This is a genomic window from Pseudomonas sp. Yb2C2 (genome assembly GCF_052112325.1).
Taxonomy (GTDB): Bacteria; Pseudomonadota; Gammaproteobacteria; order Pseudomonadales; family Pseudomonadaceae; genus Aquipseudomonas; species Aquipseudomonas marginalis.
Window position 1 is genome coordinate 330,651 of sequence record NZ_JAVAJK010000006.1, and the last position, 26,689, is coordinate 357,339.

Annotated in this window: 27 protein-coding genes; 18 read left to right on the forward strand and 9 right to left on the reverse strand. The window is 60.5% G+C overall.

Annotation, left to right across the window (positions count from 1 at the left end; all coding sequences use genetic code 11):
• Positions 1-22 precede the first annotated feature (22 nt).
• The 14 genes from Q8X51_RS11290 (at position 23) to Q8X51_RS11355 (ending at position 15,020) form a co-directional block, all read left to right on the forward strand.
• Positions 23-2,017: a PAS domain-containing sensor histidine kinase gene (locus tag Q8X51_RS11290; protein WP_407693631.1), complete on the forward strand. Its 1,995-nt coding sequence runs from the start codon at positions 23-25 to the stop codon at positions 2,015-2,017.
• An 18-nt stretch (positions 2,018-2,035) separates the two neighbouring features.
• Positions 2,036-2,665, forward strand: coding sequence for a response regulator (locus Q8X51_RS11295; RefSeq protein ID WP_027605903.1), 630 nt, complete (start codon positions 2,036-2,038; stop codon positions 2,663-2,665).
• 225 nt (positions 2,666-2,890) lie between these two features.
• On the forward strand, positions 2,891-4,003 hold the full coding sequence (locus Q8X51_RS11300; protein WP_065871779.1) for an ABC transporter ATP-binding protein: 1,113 nt from the start codon (positions 2,891-2,893) through the stop codon (positions 4,001-4,003).
• A gap of 43 nt (positions 4,004-4,046) precedes the next feature.
• Complete coding sequence (locus Q8X51_RS11305; protein WP_065925381.1) at positions 4,047-5,087, forward strand: ABC transporter substrate-binding protein; 1,041 nt, start codon at positions 4,047-4,049, stop codon at positions 5,085-5,087.
• Positions 5,088-5,226: 139 nt separating this feature from the next.
• On the forward strand, positions 5,227-6,459 hold the full coding sequence (locus tag Q8X51_RS11310) for an ABC transporter permease (protein WP_323146732.1): 1,233 nt from the start codon (positions 5,227-5,229) through the stop codon (positions 6,457-6,459).
• Between the two features lie 12 nt (positions 6,460-6,471).
• The gene (locus Q8X51_RS11315) at positions 6,472-7,296 is read left to right on the forward strand and encodes an ABC transporter permease (RefSeq protein WP_017739612.1); all 825 of its coding nucleotides are present in this window, start codon (positions 6,472-6,474) and stop codon (positions 7,294-7,296) included.
• A 116-nt stretch (positions 7,297-7,412) separates the two neighbouring features.
• Positions 7,413-8,561: an iron-containing alcohol dehydrogenase gene (locus Q8X51_RS11320; protein ID WP_065925379.1), complete on the forward strand. Its 1,149-nt coding sequence runs from the start codon at positions 7,413-7,415 to the stop codon at positions 8,559-8,561.
• Positions 8,562-8,645: 84 nt separating this feature from the next.
• Positions 8,646-9,320: a ribulose-phosphate 3-epimerase gene (gene rpe / locus Q8X51_RS11325; protein WP_065925378.1), complete on the forward strand. Its 675-nt coding sequence runs from the start codon at positions 8,646-8,648 to the stop codon at positions 9,318-9,320.
• Complete coding sequence (locus Q8X51_RS11330; protein ID WP_065925377.1) at positions 9,317-10,135, forward strand: phosphoglycolate phosphatase; 819 nt, start codon at positions 9,317-9,319, stop codon at positions 10,133-10,135. Before rpe ends, Q8X51_RS11330 begins: the two co-directional genes overlap by 4 nt.
• 70 nt (positions 10,136-10,205) lie before the next feature.
• Positions 10,206-11,687, forward strand: coding sequence for an anthranilate synthase component I (gene trpE / locus Q8X51_RS11335; RefSeq protein ID WP_407693630.1), 1,482 nt, complete (start codon positions 10,206-10,208; stop codon positions 11,685-11,687).
• Positions 11,688-11,697: 10 nt separating this feature from the next.
• Positions 11,698-12,291, forward strand: coding sequence for an aminodeoxychorismate/anthranilate synthase component II (locus tag Q8X51_RS11340; RefSeq protein WP_065925376.1), 594 nt, complete (start codon positions 11,698-11,700; stop codon positions 12,289-12,291).
• Between the two features lie 9 nt (positions 12,292-12,300).
• Positions 12,301-13,350: an anthranilate phosphoribosyltransferase gene (trpD, locus tag Q8X51_RS11345; protein WP_065925375.1), complete on the forward strand. Its 1,050-nt coding sequence runs from the start codon at positions 12,301-12,303 to the stop codon at positions 13,348-13,350.
• Complete coding sequence (gene trpC / locus Q8X51_RS11350; RefSeq protein WP_407693629.1) at positions 13,347-14,183, forward strand: indole-3-glycerol phosphate synthase TrpC; 837 nt, start codon at positions 13,347-13,349, stop codon at positions 14,181-14,183. The genes trpD and trpC overlap by 4 nt, the downstream gene beginning before the upstream one ends.
• Positions 14,184-14,324: 141 nt before the next feature.
• On the forward strand, positions 14,325-15,020 hold the full coding sequence (locus Q8X51_RS11355) for a lipoate--protein ligase family protein (protein ID WP_065925373.1): 696 nt from the start codon (positions 14,325-14,327) through the stop codon (positions 15,018-15,020).
• Here Q8X51_RS11355 and crp read toward each other — a convergent pair.
• The gene (crp, locus tag Q8X51_RS11360) at positions 15,017-15,661 is read right to left on the reverse strand and encodes a cAMP-activated global transcriptional regulator CRP (protein WP_065925372.1); all 645 of its coding nucleotides are present in this window, start codon (positions 15,659-15,661) and stop codon (positions 15,017-15,019) included. The genes Q8X51_RS11355 and crp overlap by 4 nt on opposite strands.
• A 245-nt stretch (positions 15,662-15,906) precedes the next feature.
• Between crp and Q8X51_RS11365 the strand changes: the two genes are divergently transcribed.
• The gene (locus Q8X51_RS11365) at positions 15,907-16,329 is read left to right on the forward strand and encodes an OsmC family protein (protein WP_005792019.1); all 423 of its coding nucleotides are present in this window, start codon (positions 15,907-15,909) and stop codon (positions 16,327-16,329) included.
• Between the two features lie 62 nt (positions 16,330-16,391).
• Here Q8X51_RS11365 and coq7 read toward each other — a convergent pair whose 3' ends face one another.
• The 6 genes from coq7 to hemJ all read right to left on the reverse strand — a co-directional run bounded on the left by coq7 (position 16,392) and on the right by hemJ (position 20,840).
• Complete coding sequence (gene coq7 / locus Q8X51_RS11370) at positions 16,392-17,039, reverse strand: 2-polyprenyl-3-methyl-6-methoxy-1,4-benzoquinone monooxygenase (protein ID WP_065925371.1); 648 nt, start codon at positions 17,037-17,039, stop codon at positions 16,392-16,394.
• Between the two features lie 117 nt (positions 17,040-17,156).
• Positions 17,157-17,495 (reverse strand): histidine triad nucleotide-binding protein, encoded by a 339-nt coding sequence (locus Q8X51_RS11375; RefSeq protein ID WP_003194682.1) that lies wholly within the window; start codon positions 17,493-17,495, stop codon positions 17,157-17,159.
• Positions 17,496-17,541: 46 nt separating this feature from the next.
• Positions 17,542-18,330, reverse strand: coding sequence for an SDR family NAD(P)-dependent oxidoreductase (locus tag Q8X51_RS11380; protein ID WP_074847761.1), 789 nt, complete (start codon positions 18,328-18,330; stop codon positions 17,542-17,544).
• Between the two features lie 62 nt (positions 18,331-18,392).
• The gene (locus Q8X51_RS11385; RefSeq protein ID WP_407693628.1) at positions 18,393-19,355 is read right to left on the reverse strand and encodes a DUF805 domain-containing protein; all 963 of its coding nucleotides are present in this window, start codon (positions 19,353-19,355) and stop codon (positions 18,393-18,395) included.
• 69 nt (positions 19,356-19,424) lie between these two features.
• On the reverse strand, positions 19,425-20,387 hold the full coding sequence (locus Q8X51_RS11390) for an NAD(P)H-dependent flavin oxidoreductase (RefSeq protein WP_065947300.1): 963 nt from the start codon (positions 20,385-20,387) through the stop codon (positions 19,425-19,427).
• Positions 20,388-20,411: 24 nt separating this feature from the next.
• On the reverse strand, positions 20,412-20,840 hold the full coding sequence (hemJ, locus tag Q8X51_RS11395; protein ID WP_027605887.1) for a protoporphyrinogen oxidase HemJ: 429 nt from the start codon (positions 20,838-20,840) through the stop codon (positions 20,412-20,414).
• Positions 20,841-20,975: 135 nt separating this feature from the next.
• On the opposite strand from hemJ, the gene argC reads away from it, so the two are divergent.
• A complete protein-coding gene (gene argC, locus Q8X51_RS11400) occupies positions 20,976-22,010 on the forward strand; it encodes an N-acetyl-gamma-glutamyl-phosphate reductase (protein ID WP_027605886.1) in 1,035 nt (344 codons plus the stop codon).
• 165 nt (positions 22,011-22,175) lie between these two features.
• Complete coding sequence (erpA, locus tag Q8X51_RS11405; protein WP_003176443.1) at positions 22,176-22,526, forward strand: iron-sulfur cluster insertion protein ErpA; 351 nt, start codon at positions 22,176-22,178, stop codon at positions 22,524-22,526.
• A gap of 79 nt (positions 22,527-22,605) precedes the next feature.
• On the opposite strand, the gene Q8X51_RS11410 is transcribed toward erpA, so the two are convergent.
• Together Q8X51_RS11410 and Q8X51_RS11415 are read right to left on the reverse strand one after the other, a co-directional pair.
• Positions 22,606-23,697: an anhydro-N-acetylmuramic acid kinase gene (locus Q8X51_RS11410; protein WP_065925366.1), complete on the reverse strand. Its 1,092-nt coding sequence runs from the start codon at positions 23,695-23,697 to the stop codon at positions 22,606-22,608.
• A 3-nt stretch (positions 23,698-23,700) separates the two neighbouring features.
• A complete protein-coding gene (locus tag Q8X51_RS11415; protein WP_065925365.1) occupies positions 23,701-25,119 on the reverse strand; it encodes a peptidoglycan DD-metalloendopeptidase family protein in 1,419 nt (472 codons plus the stop codon).
• Between the two features lie 209 nt (positions 25,120-25,328).
• Here Q8X51_RS11415 and tyrS point away from each other — a divergent pair, with 209 nt between their 5' ends.
• On the forward strand, positions 25,329-26,528 hold the full coding sequence (gene tyrS, locus Q8X51_RS11420; protein WP_027605883.1) for a tyrosine--tRNA ligase: 1,200 nt from the start codon (positions 25,329-25,331) through the stop codon (positions 26,526-26,528).
• The last annotated feature ends 161 nt before the right edge of the window (positions 26,529-26,689 follow it).

Below are 26,689 nucleotides of genomic sequence, written 5' to 3' on the forward strand. Positions count from 1 at the left end.
TCAGTGATGTGAGACGTGGATCATGGGTTTTCGCTGTCTGCTGGTTATCGGCTGTTTGTGCCTTGCCTTGATGGCAAACGCTTCCCCCGCGCCCGCCACACCGCAGGCGCAGCTGAATGCGCCGCAGCGCGAATGGCTGGCCCGGCACCCGGAGCTGCGGGTGGGCGTGGTCTTGCAGGCGCCTTACGCGCAATACGACCGACGCCTGCAGCGCTTGTCCGGGGCGAATGTCGAGTTGATGCAGTGGCTGGCCAAGGCACTGAATATCGAGCTGACCTGGCGCAACTTCCCTGATCAGGAGCAGTTGGAGGCGGCCGTACGCGACGACGAGGTGGACATTGCCCCTGGCCTGCAGCAAACCCCGGCCGGTTTGCGCCTGTGGCAGTTCACCGACCCGTATATGCGTGTGCCTCAACACATTGTCGGCATCCGCGAGGGTGGTGGTGCCGTGGAGTTGGAGAAGCTCGACGATCAATCCCGTGTTGCCGTGCGCATGCCCAGTGCTGTGGCCGATTACCTGCGTAGTACCTATCCCGGCCTCAACCTGCAAGGCGTGCCCATGGAGCGCCAGGCCTTGCAGTTGTTGGTCAGCCAGCAGGCGCGTTATGCCGTGGTGGATGAAGCGCAATTAAGCCGCTTGTCTGCAGAGGCGGAGTTCAGCGGGCTGGCGGTGGTCGGGGACATCGGCCTGCCGCAATTGCTGCGGGTCGCCACGCGGCGGGACTGGCCGGAACTGGCCGGCATCATGGAAAGTGCCCTGAGCGCGATCCCGGCCCGCGACCTGGATCAACTGCACAGTCGCTGGCTGCAACCCAAATACCCACGTTTATCCGAATCCAAAGGCCTTTGGCAGAACCTCAGCCTGCTGCTCGGCCTGTTGCTGCTCGCCAGCCTGGCCGTGGTGTTCTGGCAGCGCCGCCAGCAACGCGTGCTGGAGCACGACCTGCTGGCCGCCCGCGAAGAAAGCGCGGCCCGTGCCGCCGGTGCCGAAGCGTTGCGCTTGACGCAGTTTTCCATCGACCAGAGCACCGTCGGCATCCTCTGGGTCAACTGGGACAGCCACGTGCGCTACGCCAATCGTGCGGCCGAGAGCATGCTGGGTTACGAGCCCGGTGCACTGATCGAACGGCCGCTGGTCGACCTCGACCCGACCCTGGATATGGACCGCTGGCTCAACCTGTGGAAGCGCGCACGGGCCAGCGAAGAGGGGCCGCAGAACTTCGCCACCGATTGTTTGCGCGCCGATGGCAGCATCCTGCCGGCCAACGTGTCCTTGAGCTTTCTGCGATTTGCCGAGGCCGAATACCTGGTTGTCTACCTGAACGATGTCACCGAACTGCGCCGCACCCTGGCCGCCTTGATGCAGAGTGAAGCGCAACTGCGCGAGTTGTCCGCCCACCTGGAAACCGTGCGCGAAGAAGAAAAGGCCCGCATCGCCCGGGAAGTGCACGACGAACTCGGGCAAATGCTCACGGTGCTCAAGCTGGAAACCTCCATGTGCGAGCTGTCCTACGCGCAACTGGATCCTGGCCTGCATGAGCGCTTGAACAGCATGAAGCGCCTGATCGCCCAACTGTTCCAGTTGGTGCGGGACGTGGCGACGGCGCTGCGCCCGCCGATTCTCGATGCCGGGATTGCCTCGGCCATCGAATGGCAGGCGCGGCGTTTCGAAGCGCGCACGCAGATTCCCTGCCTGGTGCAAGTGCCGGATAACCTGCCGGCCTTGAGCGATGCCAAGGCCATCGGCCTGTTCCGTATCCTGCAAGAGGCGCTGACCAATGTGATGCGCCATGCCCAGGCGCATACTGTCGAACTGACCCTGGCGGTGGAAGGCTCCGACCTGCGGCTGACCATCAGCGACGATGGCGTCGGTTTCGTCCAGGCCCAGGGGCGCCCGGTGTCGTTTGGCCTGGTGGGGATGCGCGAGCGGGTGCTGATCATGGGCGGGCAACTGAGCCTGGACAGTCAATTGGGCGAGGGCACCACCCTGAGTGTCACGGTGCCTTTGGATGCATAACGATAAGAGGAAGCCCTTGTGATCCGTGTACTGGTAGCCGAAGACCACACCATCGTTCGTGAAGGCATCAAGCAATTGATCGGCCTGGCCAAGGACCTGCTGGTGGTGGGGGAGGCGAGTAATGGCGAGCAGTTGCTCGAGACCTTGCGCCATGTGCCTTGCGAGGTGGTGTTGCTGGACATCTCGATGCCAGGCGTGAATGGCCTGGAAGCGATTGCGCGCATTCGTGCGCTGAGCAATCCGCCGGCGATCCTGGTGCTGTCGATGCACGATGAGGCGCAAATGGCCGCTCGCGCCCTCAAGGTGGGTGCTGCGGGTTACGCCACCAAGGACAGCGACCCCGCGCTGCTGCTGATGGCGATTCGCAAGGTCGCGGCCGGCGGGCGCTACATCGACCCGGACCTGGCGGACCGCATGGTCTTCGAGGTCGGCCTGACGGATTCAAGGCCTTTGCATTCGCTGCTGTCCGAGCGTGAATTCTCAGTGTTCGAGCGCCTGGCCCAGGGCGCCAACGTCAATGACATCGCCCAGCAACTGGCGTTGAGCAGCAAGACCATCAGCACTCACAAGGCGCGGCTGATGCAAAAGCTGAATATCACCTCCCTGGCCGAGCTGGTGAAGTACGCCATGGAGCACAAGCTCCTCTAACCACATATCCAATAACGACAACCCCAAAACACCGCCGAACCCATTCTTGCCGCTTGCAGCTCGCCTCTTGCCGCTGCCCTGTCCCATCCCCGCCATCCGTGTAGGGCGATCCCTACCCCAAACCTTCCATCCGGCTGATGCCATTCTCTCCTGGCCCCCGATTTCCGGGGTCTCGCGCCTGGACTACGCTTGTGCCACAGCAGTCCAAAACACAAAGGTGCGGGTATGAGCGAGGTGGATTCAAATGATGTGCTGGTCAGCTTTCGTGGCGTGCAGAAGAGCTACGACGGCGAGAACCTGATCGTCAAAGACCTCAACCTGGAGATTCGCAAGGGCGAGTTCCTCACCCTGCTCGGGCCTTCCGGTTCGGGCAAGACCACCAGCCTGATGATGCTGGCCGGCTTCGAAACGCCGACCGCCGGCGAAATCCAGCTGGCCGGGCGCTCGATCAACAACGTGCCGCCGCACAAGCGCGACATTGGCATGGTGTTCCAGAACTACGCGCTGTTCCCGCACATGACCGTTGCGGAGAACCTCGCGTTCCCGCTGTCGGTGCGGGGCTTGAGCAAGACCGATATCAGCGAGCGGGTCAAACGCGTGCTGAGCATGGTCCAGCTCGATGCCTTTGCCCAGCGTTACCCGGCGCAACTGTCCGGCGGCCAGCAACAGCGTGTGGCCTTGGCCCGGGCGTTGGTGTTTGAACCGCAACTGGTGTTGATGGACGAACCCCTCGGTGCCCTCGACAAGCAACTGCGCGAACACATGCAGATGGAGATCAAGCACCTGCACCAGCGCCTCGGCGTGACCGTGGTGTACGTGACCCACGACCAGGGCGAAGCCTTGACCATGTCCGACCGCGTGGCGGTGTTCCACCAGGGCGAGATCCAGCAGATCGCTGCGCCACGCACCTTGTATGAAGAGCCGAAGAACACCTTCGTCGCCAACTTCATCGGTGAAAACAACCGCCTCAATGGTCGCCTGCACAGCCATACCGGCGAGCGTTGCGTGGTGGAGCTGGCGCGCGGCGAGAAGGTCGAGGCGCTGGCGGTGAACGTCGGCCAGATCGGCGGTCCGGTGACCCTGTCGGTGCGACCTGAGCGTGTCAGCCTCAATGGCTCCAGCGAAAGCTGCGTCAACCGTTTCTCCGGGCGGGTGGCGGAATTCATCTACCTGGGCGACCACGTGCGCGTGCGCCTGGAAGTCTGCGGCAAGGCCGATTTTTTTGTGAAACAACCGATCGCCGAGCTGGACCCGGCGTTGGCGGTCGGCGACGTGGTACCGATTGGCTGGCAAGTCGAGCACGTTCGCGCACTCGACCCACTTCTAGAGGCGAATTGATCGCCCCATGGCTTCACCAACCCTGCACGTGGAGAGAACAACAATGTTGAGATCCCTGAAATATTCCGTCCTGGCCCTGAGCTTGATGGGCGCGACACAGGCCATGGCTGGCCCGGACCTGACCGTCGTGTCCTTTGGCGGTGCGAACAAGGCTGCACAGGTCAAGGCTTTCTATGCGCCTTGGGAAAGCGCGGGCAACGGCAAGATCGTCGCCGGCGAGTACAACGGTGAGATGGCCAAGGTGAAAGCCATGGTCGACACCAAGAGCGTGTCCTGGGACCTGGTGGAGGTGGAGTCGCCGGAGTTGTCCCGTGGCTGTGACGAAGACATGTTCGAGCCGCTGGACCCGAAACTGTTTGGCAACAGCGCCGACTACGTGAAGGGCGCGATCCAGCCGTGCGGCGTGGGCTTCTTCGTATGGTCGACCGTTCTGGCCTACAACGCGGACAAACTGGCTTCTGCGCCAACCAGTTGGGCGGATTTCTGGGACACCAAGAAATTCCCGGGCAAGCGCGGCCTGCGCAAGGGCGCCAAGTACACCCTGGAATTCGCCTTGATGGCCGACGGTGTTGCACCGAAGGACGTGTACAAAGTGCTGGCCGGCAAAGATGGCCAGGACCGTGCGTTCAAGAAACTCGACGAACTCAAGCCGTCGATCCAGTGGTGGGAAGCCGGCGCACAACCGCCGCAATACCTGGCCTCGGGTGACGTGGTGATGAGCTCGGCCTACAACGGCCGCATCGCCGCGGTGCAAAAAGAAAGCAACCTGAAAGTGGTGTGGAACGGCGGCATCTACGACTTCGACGCTTGGGCCATCCCTAAAGGCCTGTCCAAGGAGCGTGCCGAAGCGGCGAAGAAATTCATCGCCTTCTCGGTGCAGCCGCAGCAGCAGAAGACCTACTCGGAAAACATCGCCTACGGCCCGGCCAACACCCAAGCCGTACCGTTGCTGGCCAAGGACATCCTCAAGGATATGCCGACTACGCCGGAAAACATCGCCAACCAGGTGCAGATCGACGTGAGCTTCTGGGCGGATAACGGTGAACAGCTCGAGCAGCGCTTCAACTCCTGGGCTGCTAAATAACACCGCCTAACCCTTGTGGGAGGGGGCTTGCTGCCGATGACGGTGTGTCAGGCGACACATGTGCTGACTGACCCACCGTCATCGGGAGCAAGCCCCCTCCCACAGGTTATTGCATTCATTTTCTGAATCGGAGTTTGCCATGGATATCGCCATTCCTGGCCCCACCCTCAAGCAGCGCCTGGCGCGTGCCGAGCGGCTCAATCGCTGGAAGGCCCAGGCCTTGATTGCGCCGCTGGTGCTGTTTTTGCTGCTGGTGTTCCTGGTGCCGATTGTTGCGCTGCTGTTTAAAAGCGTCGGCAACCCGGAAGTGGTGGGCGGTCTGCCGCGTACCGTAGTGGCGGTGACGGCCTGGGACGGTCGTGGTCTGCCGGGTGAGCCGGTGTACCAGGCCCTCAGTGAGGACTTGGGCGAGGCACGCAAAAACCAGACCCTGGGCGACCTGTCCAAACGCTTGAACATGGAACTGGCCGGCTATCGCAGCCTGCTGACCAAAACCGCGCGGGCGCTGCCGTTTACCGAAGCGCCTGCCTCTTATAAAGAAGCGCTGGAAAACCTCGACGAACGCTGGGGCGACCCGGCGTACTGGCAGGCGATCCGGCGCAATACCAGCAGCCTGACGCCGTTCTACCTGCTGGCGGCCGTCGATCATCGCATCGACGACCTTGGCGAAGTGGCCCCGGCCACCCCGGACCAGGCGATCTACCTGGACATCTTCGCCCGCACCTTCTGGATGGGCCTGGTGATCACCGCCATCTGCCTGCTGCTGGCTTATCCGCTGGCGTATTTGCTGGCCAACCTGCCGGCGCGCAAAAGCAACCTGCTGATGATTCTGGTGTTGCTGCCGTTCTGGACCTCGATCCTGGTGCGGGTGGCGGCGTGGATCGTGTTGCTGCAATCCGGCGGGCTGATCAACAGTGCGCTGATGGGCATGGGCCTGATCGACAAACCCCTGGAGCTGGTGTTCAACCGCACCGGGGTCTACATCTCCATGGTGCATATCCTGCTGCCGTTCATGATTTTGCCGATCTACAGCGTGATGAAAGGCATCTCGCCCACCTACATGCGTGCGGCGATCTCCCTGGGCTGTCACCCGTTCGCCAGCTTCTGGCGCGTGTACTTCCCACAGACGTATGCCGGTGTCGGCGCCGGCTGCCTGCTGGTGTTCATCCTGGCGATTGGTTACTACATCACCCCGGCACTGCTGGGCAGCCCGAACGACCAGATGGTCAGCTACTTCGTGGCCTTCTACACCAACACCAGCATCAACTGGGGCATGGCGACGGCGTTGGGCGGCTTGCTGCTGCTGGCGACCGTGGTGCTGTACCTGATCTACAACCGGCTGGTGGGCGCCAGCCGCCTGCGCCTGAGCTGAGGAGACCTTGCGATGCTGAGCCCTTATATGTCACCAGTGGAACGGGTGTGGTTCTACAGCTTGCGGATCCTCTGCGGCTTGATCCTGTTGTTCCTGATCTTGCCTGTGCTGGTGATCATCCCGCTGTCGTTCAACAGCGGCAGTTTCCTGGTGTATCCGCTGCAAGGCTTCTCGCTGCATTGGTACCAGGATTTCTTCGCCTCGGCGGAATGGATGCGTGCGCTGAAGAACAGCATCATTGTGGCCCCGGCCGCCACGGTATTGGCCATGGTGTTCGGCACCCTGGCGGCGATCGGCCTGACCCGTGGGAATTTCCCCGGCAAGGCGTTGGTGATGGCCCTGGTGATTTCGCCGATGGTGGTGCCGGTGGTGATTATCGGTGTGGCCAGCTACCTGTTTTTTGCGCCACTGGGCCTGGGCAACAGTTTCTTCTCGCTGATCGTGGTGCATGCGGTGCTTGGGGTGCCGTTTGTGATCATCACCGTGTCGGCGACCTTGCAGGGTTTCAACCATAACCTGGTACGGGCCGCGGCCAGCCTGGGTGCCTCGCCTTTGACGGCGTTTCGCCGGGTAACCTTGCCGTTGATTGCACCGGGGGTGATCTCCGGCGCGCTGTTTGCCTTCGCGACCTCGTTCGATGAGGTGGTGGTGACCCTGTTTCTCGCCGGCCCCGAGCAAGCGACCCTGCCGCGCCAGATGTTCAGCGGCATCCGCGAAAACCTCAGCCCGACGATTGCGGCGGCGGCGACCTTGCTGATTGCCTTCTCGGTGTTGCTGTTGCTGACCCTGGAGTGGCTGCGTGGGCGTAGCGAGAAACTGCGCACGGCCCAGGTCTAAAGCCCACACAGCCGCCTCCCACAGGGGGGCTGTGACCATTCAGCGCCTGAATGGAAGACAACCCGATCCAGTCAGCTACTCTTGTGCCAGCCCATCACCGATAAGAGGCCGCGCACATGAGTACTTCCTCATTCAAGATCGCCCACAAACTGCTGACTGGCGCTGGCGCCATTGAGCAACTCGCCGCCGAGCTGACGCGCCTGGATGTGGATAACCCGTTGATTGTCACCGATGCGGCGTTGGTCAAGTCAGGCACGGTGGCGCTGGCACTCGAACACCTGGGTGAGCGCCCTTACGAGATTTTCGACCGCGTGCTGCCCGACCCGGAAATCTCTATCGTCGAAGACTGCATGCAGGCGTACCGCGACGGTGGCCACGATGGCCTGATCGGCCTGGGCGGCGGCAGTGCCATCGACATCGCCAAAAGCGTTGCCGCCTATGCCGGTTACCACGGCGCCCTGGCGGACTTATTTGGCGTCGACCAGGTGCCGCGCAAGGGCCCGCCGCTGATCGCCATCCCGACCACCGCCGGCACCGGCTCGGAAGTGACCAATGTGGCGATCCTCTCCGACAAGGTCGCGCAGTTGAAGAAGGGCATCGTCAGCGACTACCTGCTGCCGGACGTCGCGCTGATCAGCCCGCAAATGACCCTGACCTGCCCGCGCAGTGTCACCGCCGCCAGTGGCGTGGATGCGCTGGTGCATGCCATTGAGTCCTACCTTTCCCTGAATGCCTCGCCGATCACGGATGCCTTGGCCATCGGTGCGATCAAGCTGATCGCCAAGGCGCTGCCCAAGGCCTACGCCAACCCGGCCAACCTGCAGGCCCGCGACGATATGGCCACCGCCAGCCTGATGGCCGGCATGGCCTTCGGTAATGCCGGGGTGGGCGCAGTGCATGCGTTGGCCTACCCGCTGGGCGGGCGGTTCAATATCGCCCATGGCGTCAGCAATGCGCTGTTGCTGCCCTATGTGATGCACTGGAACAAACTGGCCTGTGTCGAGCGCATGCAGGACATTGCCCAGGCCATGGGCGTGAATGTCAGCGGCCTGAGCGTCAACGATGCCGCCGACCAGGCCGTCGAAGCGATGACAAGATTGTGTGCCGCCGTGGAGATTCCTTCCGGCCTGCGCAGTTTCGGGGTTCCCGAGGACGCCATCCCGGCCATGGCCACGGAAGCGGCGGGTATCGAGCGCCTGATGCGTAACAACCCGCGCAAGCTCAGCGCGGCCGATATCGAGAAAATCTATCGGGCGGCGTACTAGCCGTTGAGTTAGGTCACGGTGCGCAGGGCAAAGCATGAGGTATACAATGCGCGCCATCGTGATTTAGCTCAAAAAAGGTGCGTCATGCAGCCCTTCGTTATTGCTCCATCGATTCTCTCCGCCGATTTCGCCCGCCTGGGTGAGGAAGTGGACAAGGTGTTGGCCGCCGGTGCCGACTTCGTGCACTTCGATGTCATGGACAACCACTACGTGCCCAACCTGACCATCGGTCCGATGGTCTGTGCGGCGCTGCGCAAGTACGGCATCACCGCGCCGATCGATGCGCACCTGATGGTCAGCCCGGTGGATCGCATCATCGGTGACTTCGTTGACGCCGGCGCGACCTATATCACCTTCCACCCGGAAGCCTCTCTGCACGTCGACCGCACCTTGCAACTGATCCGCGAGGGCGGTTGCAAAGCCGGCCTGGTGTTCAACCCGGCCACCCCGCTGGACGTGCTCAAGTACGTGATGGACAAGGTCGACATGGTGCTGCTGATGAGCGTCAACCCAGGCTTCGGCGGGCAGAAGTTCATCCCCGGCACCCTCGACAAGCTGCGCGAAGCCCGTGCGCTGATCGATGCGTCGGGCCGCGACATCCGCCTGGAAATCGACGGTGGGGTCAACGTCAACAATATCCGTGAAATCGCGGCCGCCGGCGCCGACACCTTCGTGGCCGGCTCGGCGATCTTCAACGCCCCGGACTATCAGGAAGTCATCGCCAAGATGCGCGCCGAACTGGCGCTGGCGCGTTCATGAGCGGCTTTGAGCAGCTGTTCCCCGGCAAACTGCCACGGCTGGTGATGTTCGATCTGGACGGTACCTTGATCGACTCGGTGCCAGACCTGGCGGCGGCTGTGGACGAAATGCTGCTCAAGCTGGGGCGCAAGCCGGCGGGGCTTGCGTCGGTACGCGAGTGGGTCGGCAATGGCGCACCGATGCTGGTGCGCCGGGCCCTGGCCAATCACATCGATGCCGAAGGTGTCGATGAGGTTGAGGCCGAGCACGCCCTGGAACTGTTCAACGCAGCCTATGAACGCAGCCACGAACTGACCGTGGTCTACCCCGGCGTACGCGACACCCTCAAATGGCTGAGCAAGCAGGGCGTGGAAATGGCCCTGATCACCAACAAGCCGGAGCGCTTTGTCGCGCCGCTGTTGGACCAGATGAAAATTGGCCGTTATTTCCGCTGGATCATTGGTGGCGATACCTTGCCGCAGAAGAAACCCGACCCGGCGGCGCTGTTTTTCGTGATGAAAATGGCCAATATTCCGGCGTCCCAGTCGCTGTTTGTCGGCGATTCACGCAGTGACGTGCTGGCGGCGAAAGCGGCCGGCGTGCAGTGCGTGGCCCTGAGTTACGGCTACAACCATGGTCGTCCGATCGCCGAAGAGTCGCCGTCGCTGGTGATTGATGACCTGAGACTGCTAATCCCCGGTTGCTTGGGAGCTGGCGCTGAGATAACGTTGCCCGACATCGATCCGTCCCCTTCTGGAAATTCCATCGTGGTGGTCACTCGCAAACTCTGGATGAAAGTCATCAAGGCCCTGGCCCGCTGGCGTTGGCGCGCCTGACTGATCCTGGCCGCGCCATGCGGCACGTTTGCATACCTGACTGTTAGACCCTCACGCCACGAGGCACCCCATGATCCGCGAAGAATTCCTGCGTTTGGCCGCTGCCGGCTATAACCGTATCCCCCTGGCCTGCGAAACCCTGGCCGACTTCGACACGCCACTGTCGATCTACCTGAAGCTGGCCGACCAGCCCAACTCCTACCTGCTGGAGTCGGTACAGGGCGGCGAGAAATGGGGCCGTTACTCGATCATCGGCCTGCCATGCCGCACTGTGCTGCGGGTGCACGACCATCATGTGAGCATCACCAATGATGGTGTCGAGATCGAAAGTCATGAGGTCGAAGACCCGCTGGCCTTCGTCGAAGCCTTCAAGGCGCGCTACAACGTGCCGACCATCCCTGGCCTGCCGCGCTTCAACGGCGGCCTGGTGGGGTACTTCGGCTATGACTGCGTGCGCTATGTGGAAAAACGCCTGGGCAAATGCCCGAACCCGGACCCGCTGGGCGTGCCGGACATTCTGCTGATGGTCTCCGACGCGGTGGTGGTGTTCGACAACCTCGCCGGCAAGATGCACGCGATCGTGCTCGCCGACCCGTCCCAGGCCGACGCCTTCGAGCAAGGCCAGGCCAGCCTCGAAGCGCTGCTGGAAAAGCTGCGCCAGCCGATCACCCCGCGTCGCGGCCTGGACCTCAGCCGTCCGCCGGCGGCTGATCCGGTGTTCCGCTCCAGCTTTACCCAGGATGACTATGAGCGCGCGGTCGATACCATCAAGGAATACATCCTCGCCGGTGACTGCATGCAGGTGGTGCCGTCGCAACGCATGTCCATCGACTTCAAGGCGGCGCCCATCGACCTGTACCGGGCGCTGCGCTGCTTCAACCCGACGCCGTACATGTACTTCTTCAACTTTGGCGACTTCCACGTAGTGGGCAGCTCGCCGGAGGTGCTGGTGCGTGTCGAGGACAACCTGATCACCGTGCGCCCGATTGCCGGCACACGCCCGCGTGGCGCGACCGAAGAAGCGGATCTGGCGCTCGAAGAAGACCTGCTCAGCGACGACAAGGAAATCGCCGAACACCTGATGCTGATCGACCTGGGTCGTAACGACACCGGGCGTGTCTCGGAAATCGGCTCGGTGAAGTTGACCGAGAAGATGGTCATTGAGCGTTATTCCAACGTGATGCACATCGTGTCCAACGTCACCGGCGAGTTAAAAGCCGGGCTGACTGCGATGGACGCGTTGCGGGCGATTCTGCCGGCGGGCACCTTGTCGGGGGCGCCGAAGATCCGCGCGATGGAAATCATCGACGAACTGGAACCGGTCAAGCGCGGTGTCTATGGCGGCGCCGTGGGGTATTTCGCCTGGAACGGCAACATGGACACCGCCATTGCGATTCGCACGGCGGTGATCAAGGACGGGGAGCTGCACGTGCAGGCCGGTGGCGGGATTGTCGCCGACTCGGTGCCGGCCCTCGAATGGGAAGAAACCCTGAACAAGCGCCGCGCGATGTTCCGCGCTGTAGCGCTGGCTGAACAGACCCCCAATTCTTGAGGTTTCCCCCATGTTGCTGATGATTGATAACTACGATTCCTTTACCTACAACGTTGTGCAGTACCTGGGGGAGCTGGGCGCCGAGGTCAAGGTGGTTCGCAATGACGAACTGACCGTGGCCGAAATCGCTGCCCTGAACCCGGAGCGCATCGTGGTTTCTCCGGGCCCCTGCACGCCGACCGAGGCGGGTGTCTCCCTCGAGGCCATCAAGTACTTCGCCGGCAAGCTGCCGATCCTGGGCGTTTGCCTGGGCCATCAATCCATCGGCCAGGCCTTTGGCGGTGATGTGGTGCGCGCGCGCCAGGTGATGCACGGCAAGACCAGCCCGGTATTCCATAAAGACCTGGGCGTATTCCAGGCACTCAACAACCCGGTGACCGTGACCCGCTACCACTCGCTGGTGGTCAAGCGCGAAACCCTGCCGGAATGCCTGGAGCTGACCGCCTGGACCCAGCTGGAAGACGGCTCCGTCGACGAGATCATGGGCCTGCGTCACAAGACACTGAATATCGAAGGGGTGCAGTTTCATCCTGAATCGATCCTGACCGAGCAGGGCTACGAGCTGTTCGCCAACTTTCTCAAGCAGAGCGGCGGCACGCGCTAAGGACTTTCCATGGATATCAAGACTGCCCTGAGCCGTATAGTCGGCCACCTGGATCTGAGCACCGCTGAAATGAGCGATGTGATGCGCGAAATCATGACCGGTCAATGCACCGATGCGCAGATTGGCGCCTTCATGATGGCGATGCGCATGAAGAGCGAAAGCATCGACGAGATCGTCGGCGCCGTATCGGTGATGCGTGAGCTGGCGGACAAGGTCGAGCTCAAGACCCTCGACGGCGTGGTCGACGTGGTCGGCACCGGCGGTGACGGTGCGAACATCTTCAACGTGTCGACGGCCTCTTCCTTTGTGGTGGCGGCGGCGGGTTGCACCGTGGCCAAGCACGGTAACCGCGCGGTGTCCGGCAAGAGCGGCAGTGCCGACCTGCTGGAAGCGGCCGGCATCTACCTGAACCTCACGCCGGTACAAGTGGCGCGCTGCATCGACAACGTCGGCATCGGCTTTATGTTTGCCCAGTCCCATCATGGTGCAATGAAGCACGCCGCCGGCCCACGCAAAGACCTGGGCCTGCGTACCCTGTTCAACATGCTCGGCCCGCTTACGAATCCGGCCGGTGTGAAGCACCAAGTGGTGGGCGTGTTCAGCCAGGCACTGTGCCGGCCATTGGCTGAAGTGCTGCAACGCATGGGCAGCAAGCATGTGCTGGTGGTGCACTCCAAAGACGGCCTGGACGAGTTCAGCCTGGCCGCGCCAACGTTTGTGGCGGAGCTGAAGGATGACCAAATCACCGAATACTGGGTCGAACCGGAAGACTTGGGCATGAAGAGCCAGAGCCTGCACGGCCTGGCGGTGGAAAGCCCGGCGGCGTCCCTGGAGCTGATTCGCGATGCCCTGGGGCGTCGTAAGACCGAGAACGGTCAAAAAGCTGCGGAAATGATTGTTCTGAATGCTGGCGCGGCACTTTACGCAGCCGATCATGCCTATAGTCTTAAGGAAGGTGTCGAATTGGCCCACGATGCGCTGCACACCGGTCTGGCTCGTGAAAAGCTCGAAGAGCTGGGAGCATTCACCGCTGTATTCAAGATGGAGAATGAAGGATGAGTGTGCCGACCGTTCTGGAAAAAATCCTGGCCCGCAAGGCTGAAGAAGTCGCCGAACGCCGTTCCCGTATGAGCCTGGCCGAGTTGGAGGCCCAAGCGAAAGCCGCTGATGCGCCACGTGGATTTGCCAAGGCACTGATTGCCCAGGCCAAGCTCAAGCAGCCGGCCGTGATCGCCGAGATCAAGAAAGCTTCGCCGAGCAAGGGCGTGATTCGCGAAAACTTTGTACCGGCGGAAATCGCCGTCAGCTACGAGAAGGGTGGGGCGACTTGCCTGTCGGTACTCACTGACATCGATTTTTTCCAGGGTTCCGACCTGTTCCTGCAGCAGGCCCGCGCGGCCTGCAAGTTGCCGGTGATCCGCAAGGATTTCATGGTCGATCCGTACCAGATCGTTGAAGCCCGTGCCTTGGGCGCCGACTGTGTGTTGTTGATCGTCTCCGCATTGGATGACGTGAAGATGGCCGAGCTGGCGGCCGTGGCCAAAAGCGTTGGCCTGGATGTGCTGGTGGAAGTGCACGACGGCGATGAGCTGGAGCGCGCGCTGAAAACCCTCGACACACCGCTGGTGGGGGTCAACAACCGTAACCTGCACACCTTCGAAGTCAGCCTGGAAAACACCCTCGACCTGCTGCCGCGTATTCCGCGCGATCGCCTGGTGATTACCGAAAGTGGCATCGTCAACCGTGCCGATGTGGAGCTGATGGAAATCAGTGACGTTTATTCGTTCCTGGTGGGTGAGACCTTCATGCGTGCCGAGAACCCGGGGGCGGAACTGCAGCGTCTGTTCTTCCCGGAGCGTGGCGTGGCGGTCAGTGGTTCCACTCTCGATTGATTTGAAATGCGATCAACGTGTGGGAGGGGGCTTGCCCCGATGGCGGCGATTCAGTTGGAGCATCCTTGACTGACATACCGCTATCGGGGCAAGCCCCCTCCCACATTTGGGTTTGTATTTATTCAGATAGGTAGGTGCCCATTGATCCAGCCAGTGTCGATGCGTGTTGAAGCAGGCCTTGCCGCCGAGCAAGCCTTGCTGGCCGCCGTTTGCGCGGGTGAGCAGGCGTTTGGGTTGTTGTTCTGGCAGCCCAGCGATCAGGCATTGGTGATGCCACGCCGCTTGAGCCGATTGCCTGCTTTCGATGTCGCCAGCCGCGTGTCTGCGGATGCCGGTTGGCCGGTGCTCTTGCGCGAAACCGGCGGCGAACCGGTGCCGCAGTCCAGCGCCACGGTCAATATCGCCCTGGTCTACGCTCCGCCGCGCAGTGAGGGTGATCAAGGTCGCATCGAAACCGGTTACCAGCGTCTATGCCAGCCGATCTGCGATTTACTTATCGAGTTGGGCGGCGATGCCTCCGTCGGGGAAATCGACGGTGCATTCTGCGACGGTCGTTACAACGTCAACCTCAACGGGCGCAAAATGGTCGGCACTGCCCAGCGCTGGCGGCAAGGCGGGGGCCGCCCGGTGGGGTTGGTGCACGGTGCGTTGTTGCTGGATAACGATCGTGAAGAACTCATCGCGGCGGTCAACCGCTTCAACCAAGCCTGCGGCCTGGAGCAACGGGTTCGCGCCGACAGCCATATTGCCCTGCACGAAGCCTTCCCCGCGCCGGACGCAATCAGCCGGCTGGACAGCTTGTACCGTCAAATGCTGGCCAGTTTCCTGCCGGCTTAACGGGTACCGAACACCACCATCGTCTTGCCTTTGACGTGCACCAGGTTGCGCTCTTCAAGATCCTTGAGCACGCGGCCGACCATCTCCCGTGAACAACCGACAATGCGCCCGATTTCCTGGCGGGTGATCTTGATCTGCATGCCGTCGGGGTGAGTCATTGCATCGGGCTGCTTGCACAGTTCCAGCAGGCAACGGGCCACACGGCCGGTGACATCGAAGAACGCCAGGTCGCCAACCTTACGCGTAGTGTCTCGCAGGCGCTGGGCGATCTGACCACTGAGGGCGTAGAGAATATCGGGGTCCTGCTGGGCGAGTTCGCGAAACTTTGTGTAACTGATCTCGGCCACTTCGCACTCGACCTTGGTCCGCACCCAGGCGCTGCGCTCCTGCTCCTTGCCTGCTTGTTCAAACAGCCCCAGCTCGCCGAAAAAATCCCCTGTGTTCAGGTAGGCGATGATCATTTCGCGGCCGTCTTCATCCTCGATCAGGATGGTGACTGAGCCCTTGATAATGAAAAACAGGGTTTCGGAGCGCTCACCGGCGCAGATGATGTTGTGCTTGGCGGGGTGGCGCCGGCGCTGGCAGTGCATCAGCAACTTGTCGAGATTCTTGATCTTGGGTATGGGCGTAAGAGCAACCATGGTTGTATCCCGAAAGGCAGCGCGAGGTGGTTGGAGTTGTTGTACTCAGCGGTATCGGCATTGATACACGTTGTATAAAGGGTGGCAATACGCCACTCCTTTGGCGCCAGCTTAACAGACACATTCTGACTCGATTAGCGAATTTTCCGAGTCAGCGCCGTTATTGATCGCTTTGATGGGAAGCGCGGTTGCGCCCGGGCCCTGTGCTAAGCTGGCGACCCTTTTTTAGCAGTGGAGTCTGGGCGATGAAGGCACGCATCCAATGGGCGGGCGAAGCCATGTTCCTCGGTGAGTCGGGCAGTGGCCATGTGGTGGTCATGGATGGCCCGCCGGAAGCCGGTGGCCGTAACCTGGGCGTACGCCCGATGGAAATGCTCCTGCTTGGCGTGGGCGGTTGCAGCAATTTCGACGTGGTCAGCATCCTGAAAAAATCTCGCCAGGCCGTGGAAAGCTGCGAAGCCTTCCTGGAAGCCGAGCGCGCCACTGAAGATCCCAAGGTGTTTACCAAGATCCACATGCATTTCGTGGTGAAGGGCCGGGCGTTGAAAGAAGCTCAGGTCAAGCGGGCTATCGAGCTGTCGGCCGAGAAGTATTGCTCGGCGTCCATCATGCTCGGCGCGGCGGGTGTGGCCATCACCCATGATTACGAGATCATCGAGTTGGGTTGACCGCCAATCTGCAAAAGAAAAGGGCGCTTCGATAGCGCCCTTTTTTGCAGCCGCAGGTTTCGTCAGATGCGGTAAGTGCTTTTGGTCATGACCTTGGCCAGCAGGCTCATGCCGAATCGCACTGGCGCCGGGAAGCGGAAACCGCCGGCATCCAATGCACTTTCGGCGTGGTGCGCTTCATCGATACGCATCTGCTCAAGAATTGCGCGGGACTTTTCGTCGTCGGCCGGCAATTGTTCCAGGTGTTCATCCAGGTGCTTGCACACTTGATGCTCAGTCGCGGCGACAAAACCGAGGCTGACCTTGTCGCTGATCAGGCCGGCAGCCGCGCCGATGCCGAATGACAAACCGTAAAACAGCGGGTTGAGCACGCTGGGATGGCTCCCCAACTGGCGAATACGTTGCTCGCACCAGGCCAGGTGATCGATTTCTTCCTCGGCCGCATGCTCCATGGCTGCGCGCACCTGCGGCAGCTTGGCGGTCAGGGCCTGGCCCTGGTACAGCGCCTGGGCGCAGACCTCGCCGGTATGGTTGATGCGCATCAGGCCGGCCACATGACGGGTTTCGGTCTCGCTCATCTGCGCATCAGGCTGCACGATGGCGGGCGACGGGCGGTAAGGTTGGCCGCTGAAGGGCAGCAACGTGCGCATGGCCGTGTCGGCTTGCAGCAACAGACGGTCTATCGGCGAGTAGTGACGTTGGGTAGTCATGCTGACCTCCGGGAGGAATCTCGGCGGCCAGTTTACCGCAAGAGAGAGGAACGCGTTTGCCCTGAGTCAAGGGCGTGGGGTCGCAGCCTCGGACTGCGCCCCTTGTTGCGGGCTGGTTCAGCCCGGTGGCCAATTCATCTGGCGCTGACCCAGTACATGCATATGGATGTGGTAAACAGTCTGCCCGCCGTCTTCATTGCAGTTCATCACCACACGGAAACCTTTCTCACAGCCTTGTTCCACCGCCAAACGCTGGGCAGTGAACAGAATATGGCCGGCCAGGGCCTTATCGTCCTCGGTCAAGTCATTCAATGTGCGGATAGGCTTCTTCGGGATAACCAGAAAATGTACCGGCGCCTGTGGGGCAATATCGTGGAAGGCGAGGACTTGATCATCTTCGTAGATAATCTTCGCGGGTATTTCTCTGTTGATGATCTTGGTGAACAGAGTATCCACAGCTGTTTCTCCATTATGAAAGTGCAAGGTGAGTGTACTCAGGCGATCAGCGTGGGCAATAGGCCTTGTTGATGGCGCCGGCGATCTTGCGGGTCAGCCAGCGCGGGCTGAAACGCGGGCTGAAGGCCAGCCAGCGATTACGTCGACCAGGAATGATGATGGCTTTGTTTTTTTCCAATGCGCGCACGGTATAGAGCGCCACTTCTTCCGGGCTCATCAATTGCTCGCTGCGGTCGAGTCTGGCGGTGTCCATATGCGCTGTACCGAAGAATGCGGTGCGCGTAGGACCGGGGCAAAGCACCGAGACCTTAATGCCACAGGTCTTGAGTTCTTCGCGCAAGCCTTCGGAGAAATGCAGCACATAGGCCTTGCTGGCGTAGTAGCTGCTCATCCACGGGCCGGGTTGGAACGCGGCGACCGAGGCAACGTTGAGAATCTGCCCGCCACCGTGCAGCGCCATGCTATTGCCCAAGGCGTGACACATGCGGGTGAGGGCAAGGATGTTGACTTCGATGAGGTCCTGCTCGGTCATCCAGTCCTGGGCCAGGAATGGCCCGCTGGTGCCAATGCCGGCGCAGTTCACCAGCAAGTCGATCTGCCGCTCGCCTTCTTCCAGCTCCAGCAGGAACCCGGACAAGCGCAATGGCTCGCCCAGGTCGCATGCCCGAAACAGCACCTCGACGCCGAAGCGTTGGGTCAATTCGATTGCAATGCTTTCCAACTGATCACGCTGGCGGGCCACCAGAATCAAGCTGCGGCCGCGACGGGCCAGGGCTTCGGCCAAAGCCAGGCCGATGCCGCTGGAGGCACCGGTGATCAGAGCGTAACGGGTCATGCCTTTCTCCATCGCAACGCGCCGCGCCTGGGATGGAGGCATCACAGGCGCGGCGCGTTTCTTTACTGTTCTGGAGAGTCTACAGGTTCGGCTGCGTCGTCAGCACTTTGCGCATCTTCTTCATCGACGATCACGCTTTGATCGGCGTCTTCATCGGAGGTGATGGAGCTGCTTTCGTAGCTGCTGTCCACGTTGGTTTCGAGTTGATCCAGGTAGCCGTTCATGCCCAGCGACACCACGATGATGAGCATCAGCGGGATGAATGCCAGCCACAGTGAGGCCAGGACCTTCACCGCGGTGGAGTTGCGCGGTGGCGGTGCGCCGTACTGGTTGGCGCCGGTGTTACCTGGCATTACCAACAGCAGCAGCGGGAAAATACTGTTCACCAGCGGTACCAGGTTCAGCAGGTACAACCAGCCGGACCAGCCCAGATCGTGCAGGCGCTGCACGCCGATCTGCACGCTCACGACCACAACCGCGACGAACAGCGCGAAGCCCAGCAGCGAGCCGAGGATAATGGCTATGGTCGGTGACGCGGTCGCGATGGCAAAGCCCACAGTACTGAGGATGCCGGCTGCGACGAGCATGGCGACGGTCAGTACCAGCGTCCATGCCAGGTACCGCAGACGACCAATACGGCCATTGATGGTGAAGACCTTGAGGGTGGCGTATTCCGGCAGGCTTTCACCTACGGCGGCACGCGGTGGTGCGTACGGCGAAGCCGCAGGACGGGAGAAGTCCGCTGCGCCGGAATCTGTTTCGTGGGTTTCGGCAAGGCTGAAGGCTACGGGCTGTTCGGCCTCGATACGCGCGTCCACCCCGGCGTTTTTCAGCGCGGTGAGGTAGGTTTCGGCGTCGGGGCGGGACAGGTCGCGTTTCAGTGCAACAACGCGGCCGGTGAAGAGTTTCTCGATGTCCTCGACCGTGCTCTTGAACAGTTCAGCCAGGTTCAGCTCGGCTGTGGTGCTTTCGACACCCGGGAGCAAGGCCCCATCAAACACAATCTTGAAACGGTTGTCGCTCATGCGGGCATCCTTGTCACTGAATCAGTGGAGTAGTGCAGGCCTGCTCGATCGGCAGGCCTTGCGGTTGGGTCAGCGTGGCCAGCGCAACTGTGTCGCCTGTTCGCGCGCCTTGCGGTATTCGGCATCCAGGCGGGCAACGAGTTCATCGACGCCGGGTAAATCATTAATCTCACCGACACCTTGGCCTGCAGACCATACGGTCTTCCAGGCCTTGGCTTCGTCGCTCAGCGGCTTGAGCTTGGAGCCGAAGTTTACTTCGCCTTTGCCCTGCAGGGCAGCGAGGTCGAAACCGGCATTTTCCAGGCTCTGGCGCATAAAGCTTGCGGGCACGCCGGAGACCGCGGGAGTGTGCACGATGTCGGCGGCGCGTGATGTGAGCAGCATCTCTTTATACGCATCCGGGGCGTGGCTTTCGGTGGTACCGATAAAACGTGTGCCGAAATACGCCAGGTCTGCCCCCAGCAACTGGGCGGCGAGTATCTCATGGCCGTGGTTAAGGCAGCCGGCCAGCAGCAGGGTCTTGTCGAAGAATTGGCGAATTTCTGCGATCAGCGAAAACGGGCTCCAGGTACCGGCATGGCCACCGGCGCCTGCGGCCACGGCGATCAGGCCGTCGACACCGGCTTCAGCGGCCTTTTCGGCATGGCGCCGGGTAGTGACGTCATGAAACACCAGGCCGCCATAGCTGTGCACCGCATCTACCACTTCTTTCACTGCGCCCAGGCTGGTAATCACGATCGGCACCTTGTGCTCAACACAGATCGCCAGGTCAGCCTCAAGGCGAGGGTTGCTGTTATGCACGATCAGATTGACGGCGTAGGGCGCAGGATTGTCCAACTGCGCCAGGCCCGCTTCGATTTCCTCCAGCCAGGCCTTGAAGCCACTGCTCTCGCGCTGGTTGAGCGCCGGGAAACTGCCGACTACCCCATTGCGGCAGCAGGCCAGCACCAATTGCGGATTGGAAATCAGGAACATCGGCGCAGCCACCACTGGCAGGCGCAGACGTTGTTCAAGCAGAGCGGGCAGCGACATTGGAGGTACCCCGAGTAATTGAAGTTAGAACGGTTTGACCACGACCAAAATTACGATAGCCAGCAATATCAGAACCGGGACTTCATTGAACCAGCGATAAAAGACATGGCTGCGGGTGTTTTCGCCACGGGCGAAACGTTTTACCTGCGCGCCGCACATATGGTGGTAGCCAATCAGGAACACTACCAGGGTCAACTTGGCGTGGATCCAGGCGCCCGATTGAAAGATGCCGGGGTTAAGGGCTATCAGCCAGATACCGAACACCAGGCTGGCCAGCATCGCCGGGCCCATGATGCCGCGGTAGAGCTTGCGCTCCATGACGCTGAAGCGTTCCTTGCTGACAGTGTCCTCGCTTTGAGCGTGGTAGACGAACAGGCGCGGCAGGTAGAACAGCCCGGCAAACCAGCAGACGATGCTGACGATATGGAAGGCTTTGACCCATAGATAAAGCATTTTTAGTTATTCCCAGGTTCACGGTAGCGCAGATAGTAGTGGCTCATGCGCCCATACGTCACGTTGACGGTTGTCGCAGGACGATACGGCCCCTATTATCGACGGCTTTCCAGTGGGTTCGTTGAGGGCAGGTTTATGGTCAAGGTCGGTATCGTCGGCGGCACGGGTTACACCGGTGTCGAATTGCTGCGTCTGTTGGCTCAGCATCCGCAAGCTGAGGTGGTGGTCATTACCTCTCGATCCGAGGCCGGCCTGGCCGTGGCCGATATGTACCCGAACCTGCGAGGCCACTACGACGGCCTGGCGTTCAGCGTTCCGGACATCAATACCCTTGGCGCCTGCGATGTGGTGTTCTTTGCCACCCCTCACGGCGTTGCCCATGCGTTGGCTGGCGAACTGCTGGCCGCTGGCACCAAGGTCATCGACCTGTCGGCGGACTTCCGCCTGCAAGACGCCGACGAATGGGCCAAGTGGTACGGCCAGCCTCACGGTGCACCGGAACTGTTGGAAGAGGCGGTGTACGGCCTGCCGGAAGTCAATCGTGAGCAGATCAAGCAGGCGCGCCTGATCGCCGTGCCGGGTTGCTATCCGACGGCGACGCAACTGGGCTTTCTGCCGTTGCTCGAGGCCGGGCTGGCGGATGCTTCGCGCCTGATCGCAGACTGTAAGTCGGGTGTCAGCGGCGCCGGTCGTGGAGCAGCGGTAGGTTCCCTGTACTCCGAGACGTCGGAAAGCATGAAGGCTTACGCAGTAAAAGGGCATCGCCATCTGCCAGAGATTCGTCAGGGGCTGCGTCGCGCCGCTGGCAAAGACGTGGGCCTGACCTTCGTGCCACACCTGACGCCGATGATTCGTGGCATTCATTCCACGTTGTACGCCACAGTGGTCGATCGTTCGGTAGACCTGCAGGCGTTGTTTGAAAAGCGTTATGCCAACGAGCCGTTCGTCGATGTAATGCCTGCTGGCAGCCATCCGGAAACCCGCAGCGTGCGAGGCGCTAATGTGTGCCGGATTGCAGTGCATCGTCCGCAGGATGGTGACCTGGTGGTGGTGTTGTCGGTGATCGATAACCTCGTCAAGGGCGCGTCGGGCCAGGCGGTGCAGAACATGAACATCCTGTTTGGCCTGGATGAAAAGCTGGGTCTGTCCCACGCCGGCATGCTGCCTTAAAACGATTTATGGACTGCGCAAAAGGCCCGTTGATCGGGCCTTTTGTGTTTCTAATGGCGGCGATGCAGATTGATATACCGTAACAATAGTTGACCGCTTTTCTAGGAGAAGCGGATAATGCCTGCCATTACGCATATGGCGGCGCTACGCCGGGAGATTATCAGCATGAGCGTTGAATCCTTCACCCCCACGGCTTTGCAATTTACCCACGGTGCTGCGCACAAGGTAAAGAGCCTGGTCGATGAAGAGGGTAATGATCGCTTGAAGCTGCGCGTATTCGTTACGGGCGGCGGTTGTTCAGGGTTTCAGTACGGTTTCACCTTTGATGAAGATGTGGCCGACGATGACACCATCGTTGAGCGCGAGGGCGTTAGCCTGGTCGTGGACCCGATGAGCTTCCAATACTTGGCAGGCGCCGAGGTGGATTACCAGGAGGGTTTGGAGGGTTCGCGTTTCGTGATCAAGAACCCTAACGCGACCACCACCTGTGGTTGCGGCTCTTCGTTCTCGATCTGATCTACAACGAATAAAAACGCCGCTTGGCTTTGATCGGCCAAGCGGCGTTTTGCTGTCTGCGGTTCTGGCGAGGTGTTCGTCAGGCGGGGTAGATCGCGCCAAGTACCCTTAGCCCGCGTGCGCCGGTGACACTGGGCCGGTTGGCGGCAATGCCTTCCAGGCAGCAGTGAGCCAGCCACGCGAAAGCCATGGCTTCGACCCAGTCCGGGTCTACGCCGTAGGTGGCGGTGCTACTGACTTGAGTGGATGGCAACAACGCGGCCAGACGATTCATCATTGTGGTGTTATGGGCGCCGCCGCCACAGACGAGTAACGTTTCTGTCTCGGGCTGCGCGGTTTGCAGGGCCTCGACGATGGTCAGGACGCTCAGTTCCAGCAGGCTGGCCTGTACGTCCTGGGGGGCAAAGGCGGGCAGACGGCCAAGATGCCGGTGCAGCCACTCGAGGTTGAACACTTCACGGCCGGTGCTTTTCGGGCCTTTGGTCAGGAAGAATGGATCGCTGAGTAGGGCCGTGAGTAGTTGAGGTTCGACCTTGCCACTACCCGCCCACAGCCCATCACGGTCAAAATGTTCGCCGCGCTGCTGTTGAATCCAGGCGTCCAGCAGCACATTGCCTGGGCCGCAGTCGAAGCCGGCTACGGGCCTCCCGGTTTCGATCAGGCTGAGATTGCTGAAGCCCCCAATATTCAATACTGCACGGCTGCCAGTGCTTTCGCCAAACAACGCTTCATGAAAGGCGGGCACCAGAGGCGCGCCCTGGCCGCCAGCGGCAACGTCGCGGCTGCGGAAGTCGCTGACTACGCTGATGCCCGTCAGCTCCGCAAGCAATGCCGGGTTGCCGATCTGCACGGTAAAGCCTCGGGCGGGTTCATGACGGATGGTCTGGCCATGGCTGCCGATCGCGCGTATGTCTTGAGGCTTGAGGTTGTGCTGGTCGAGCACCGTGTGAATGCCGTGGGCGGCGAGTGTGACCCAATGCTGCTGGGCTATCGCTGAGCGGGCAATCTCATCCGGGCCGCTGGCGCACAGGCTTAACAGCTCTGCGCGCAGGGTGTCCGGCATCGGTGTGTAGTGGGTGGCGATCAGATTGACCGCCGAATCTTGTTCGATCAGGGCGATATCCAGGCCATCGAGGCTGGTCCCGGACATTACACCTATATAGAGCGGCATACCCTAACGCTTCGCCGAAGCAAGCAGGGTGGAGCGCTCCTGGTCCATGCGCGCCATCAGCGGCTGGCTCTGTTGCATAAAGCGTGCGCGCTCGGCCTTGGCAATCGGGTCGGCCATCGGCAGTTTCTGGCCCAATGGGTCAACGTGCACACCATTGACCTGGAACTCATAGTGCAAGTGCGGGCCGGTGGACAGGCCGGTGGTGCCGATATAACCGATTACTTGGCCTTGCTTCACATTGCCGCCGGTTTTCACGCCCTTGGCGAAACCTTGCATATGGCCATACAGGGTGCGGTAGGTGTTGCCGTGCTGGATGATCACCGTGTTGCCGTAGCCACCGCGGCGCCCTGCGAGCAGGACCTTGCCATCGCCGGCCGCTTTGATAGGCGTACCGCGTGGGGCGGCATAGTCGACGCCTTTGTGGGCGCGGATTTTGTTCAGAATTGGATGCTTGCGACCCATGGAGAAACGCGAGCTAATACGAGCGAAATCCACCGGAGTTCGGATGAAGGCCTTGCGCATGCTGTTGCCGTCGGCGGTGTAGTAGCTGCTGTTGCCTTGCTTGTTGGTGTAACGCACTGCGGTGTAGGTCTTGCCACGGTTGGTGAAGCGTGCGGAGAGAATGTTGCCGGTACCCACCACTTTGCCGTTGGCGACTTTCTGCTCGTAGATCACGTCGAATTCATCGCCCTGGCGGATGTCCTGGGCGAAGTCGATGTCGTAGCCAAACACGCTGGCCATGTCCATGGTCATGCTATGGGACAAGCCAGCGCGCGCGGCAGATTGCGACAGTGAGCTGTTGATCACGCCGTGAACGTAGGCAGAGCGCATGACTGGCTTGGTGGTAATACGGTTGAAGGCAAAGCCTTTGGCGCCCTTGGTCAGGGAGATGCTCTCGAGGTCACTGACGCTGGTGTGCAGGTTGTTCAACTGACCGTCTGGTGTCAGTTCGAATTCCAGTTTCTGGCCGTGTTTGAGCTGGGTGAATTGCTTGGCTTGCTTATCGCTGGCCAGTACATCGTTAACGGTGGCTGCGGGAAGGCCTACCTTCTCGAACAGGGTCGAAAGCGTATCGCCTTTCGCCACGATCACTTCGCGGTGTTGAGGGTTCTTAGCAGCATCTACTACGGTTTTTTTCTGTTCTTGAACGGCTTGCTGGGTATCTTCCGGCGTGTTTTCGATCTGGGCAAACGGCGATTCAGTGGGAGCATTTGTGGCTTGTTGGGCGTCGGAAGCGTCTTGATCTTGTGTCAGTTGTTCAACCGGACTCTCCAAGTCAAGGCTCAGGGATGTTCGTTTGGCTTCTACGTCACTGGAAGGGAATACCAGGAGTGCCAGGCTGAGAAGGGCGGCGATACCACTTGCTGCAAGCAGGTGGGTCTTCGGGTAAAGCGGCGGCGCTTTAGACGGTTCAGTGGTCATAGGTAATTTTGACTTTGAAGATGAAATGGAAAAGATGAATGACATGATGAAGATGAAATAACTGTATAAAATATAACCAAATCATCTGTGGCGCAAGCTCGCGAACGCTGGGCTTGCTGAACGGTGTCCGTGCGCAGGGCAAAACTTGTAATTAGTCCCTGATCTTGTATGGTTGGTTCCCTTTTGAATCTGAGCCTTGCGGGTCTGTTATGAAGTCGGTTGAAGAACAGCTAGCGCTGATAAAACGTGGTGCGGAAGAACTGTTGGTCGAGGCCGAGCTGATCGAAAAGCTCAAGCGTGGCCAACCCCTGCGTATTAAGGCTGGCTTCGATCCGACGGCGCCGGACCTGCACCTGGGTCATACCGTGCTTATTAATAAGCTGCGTCAGTTCCAGGAGCTGGGGCATCAGGTGATCTTCCTTATAGGTGATTTCACCGGGATGATCGGCGATCCGAGCGGTAAGAGTGCAACACGCCCGCCGCTGACCCGTGAGCAGGTTCTCGATAATGCCGAGACCTATAAGACCCAGGTATTCAAGATTCTTGATCCGGCCAAGACCGAGGTGGCGTTTAACTCCACCTGGATGGATCAGATGGGGCCGGCGGACTTCATTCGCCTCACTTCCCAGTACACCGTGGCGCGCATGCTTGAGCGCGATGACTTCGACAAGCGCTATTCAACCAATCAACCGATCGCGATTCATGAGTTCCTGTATCCGCTGGTTCAGGGTTATGACTCGGTAGCGCTGCGCGCGGATGTTGAATTGGGTGGTACCGATCAGAAATTCAACCTGCTGATGGGGCGTGAGTTGCAGCGTGCTTATGGTCAGGAGGCTCAGTGCATCCTGACCATGCCGTTGTTGGAAGGGTTGGATGGCGTCAAGAAAATGTCCAAGTCCCTGGGCAACTATGTAGGCATTCAGGAGGCTCCGGGTGTGATGTACGGCAAGCTGGTCTCTATCCCGGATGCCTTGATGTGGCGCTACTTCGAACTGTTGAGCTTCCGCTCGATGGATGAGATCGATGCGCTGCGTGCGGATGTAGAGGCGGGCGCCAATCCGCGTGACGTGAAGATCAAGCTGGCGGAAGAGATCGTTGCGCGTTTCCATGGTGAAGAGGCTGCGGCCAGTGCTCACCGTGCAGCGGGTAACCGCATGAGAGATGGCGAGCTGCCGGATGATCTACCTGAGATTGAATTGACGGCTACTGAGGCCATGCCGATTGCGGCAGTCCTTAATAAGGCGGGTTTGGTGAAGAACTCGGCGGTCGCGCGTGACCTTCTGGGGTCTGGCGGTGTGCGTATAGATGGTGAGGTGGTGGATCGCACCTTTATATACGAACTGGGTGCTACCCACGTTTGTCAGGCGGGGAAGAAGGCATTTGCGCGTATTACGCTCAAATCCGAATAAACCTGAAATTAAGTGTTGACGGCGAATTGTATCTGTCTATAATTCGCCCCACTTCCGGCGCAGTCGAAACGCAAAACTCCTTGGTAAACAAAGAGTTATGCAGAATAAGGCAGCGGATTGCTTCAGTTCATCGAAGCCCAGAAGAAGTTGGTAGGGTCGTG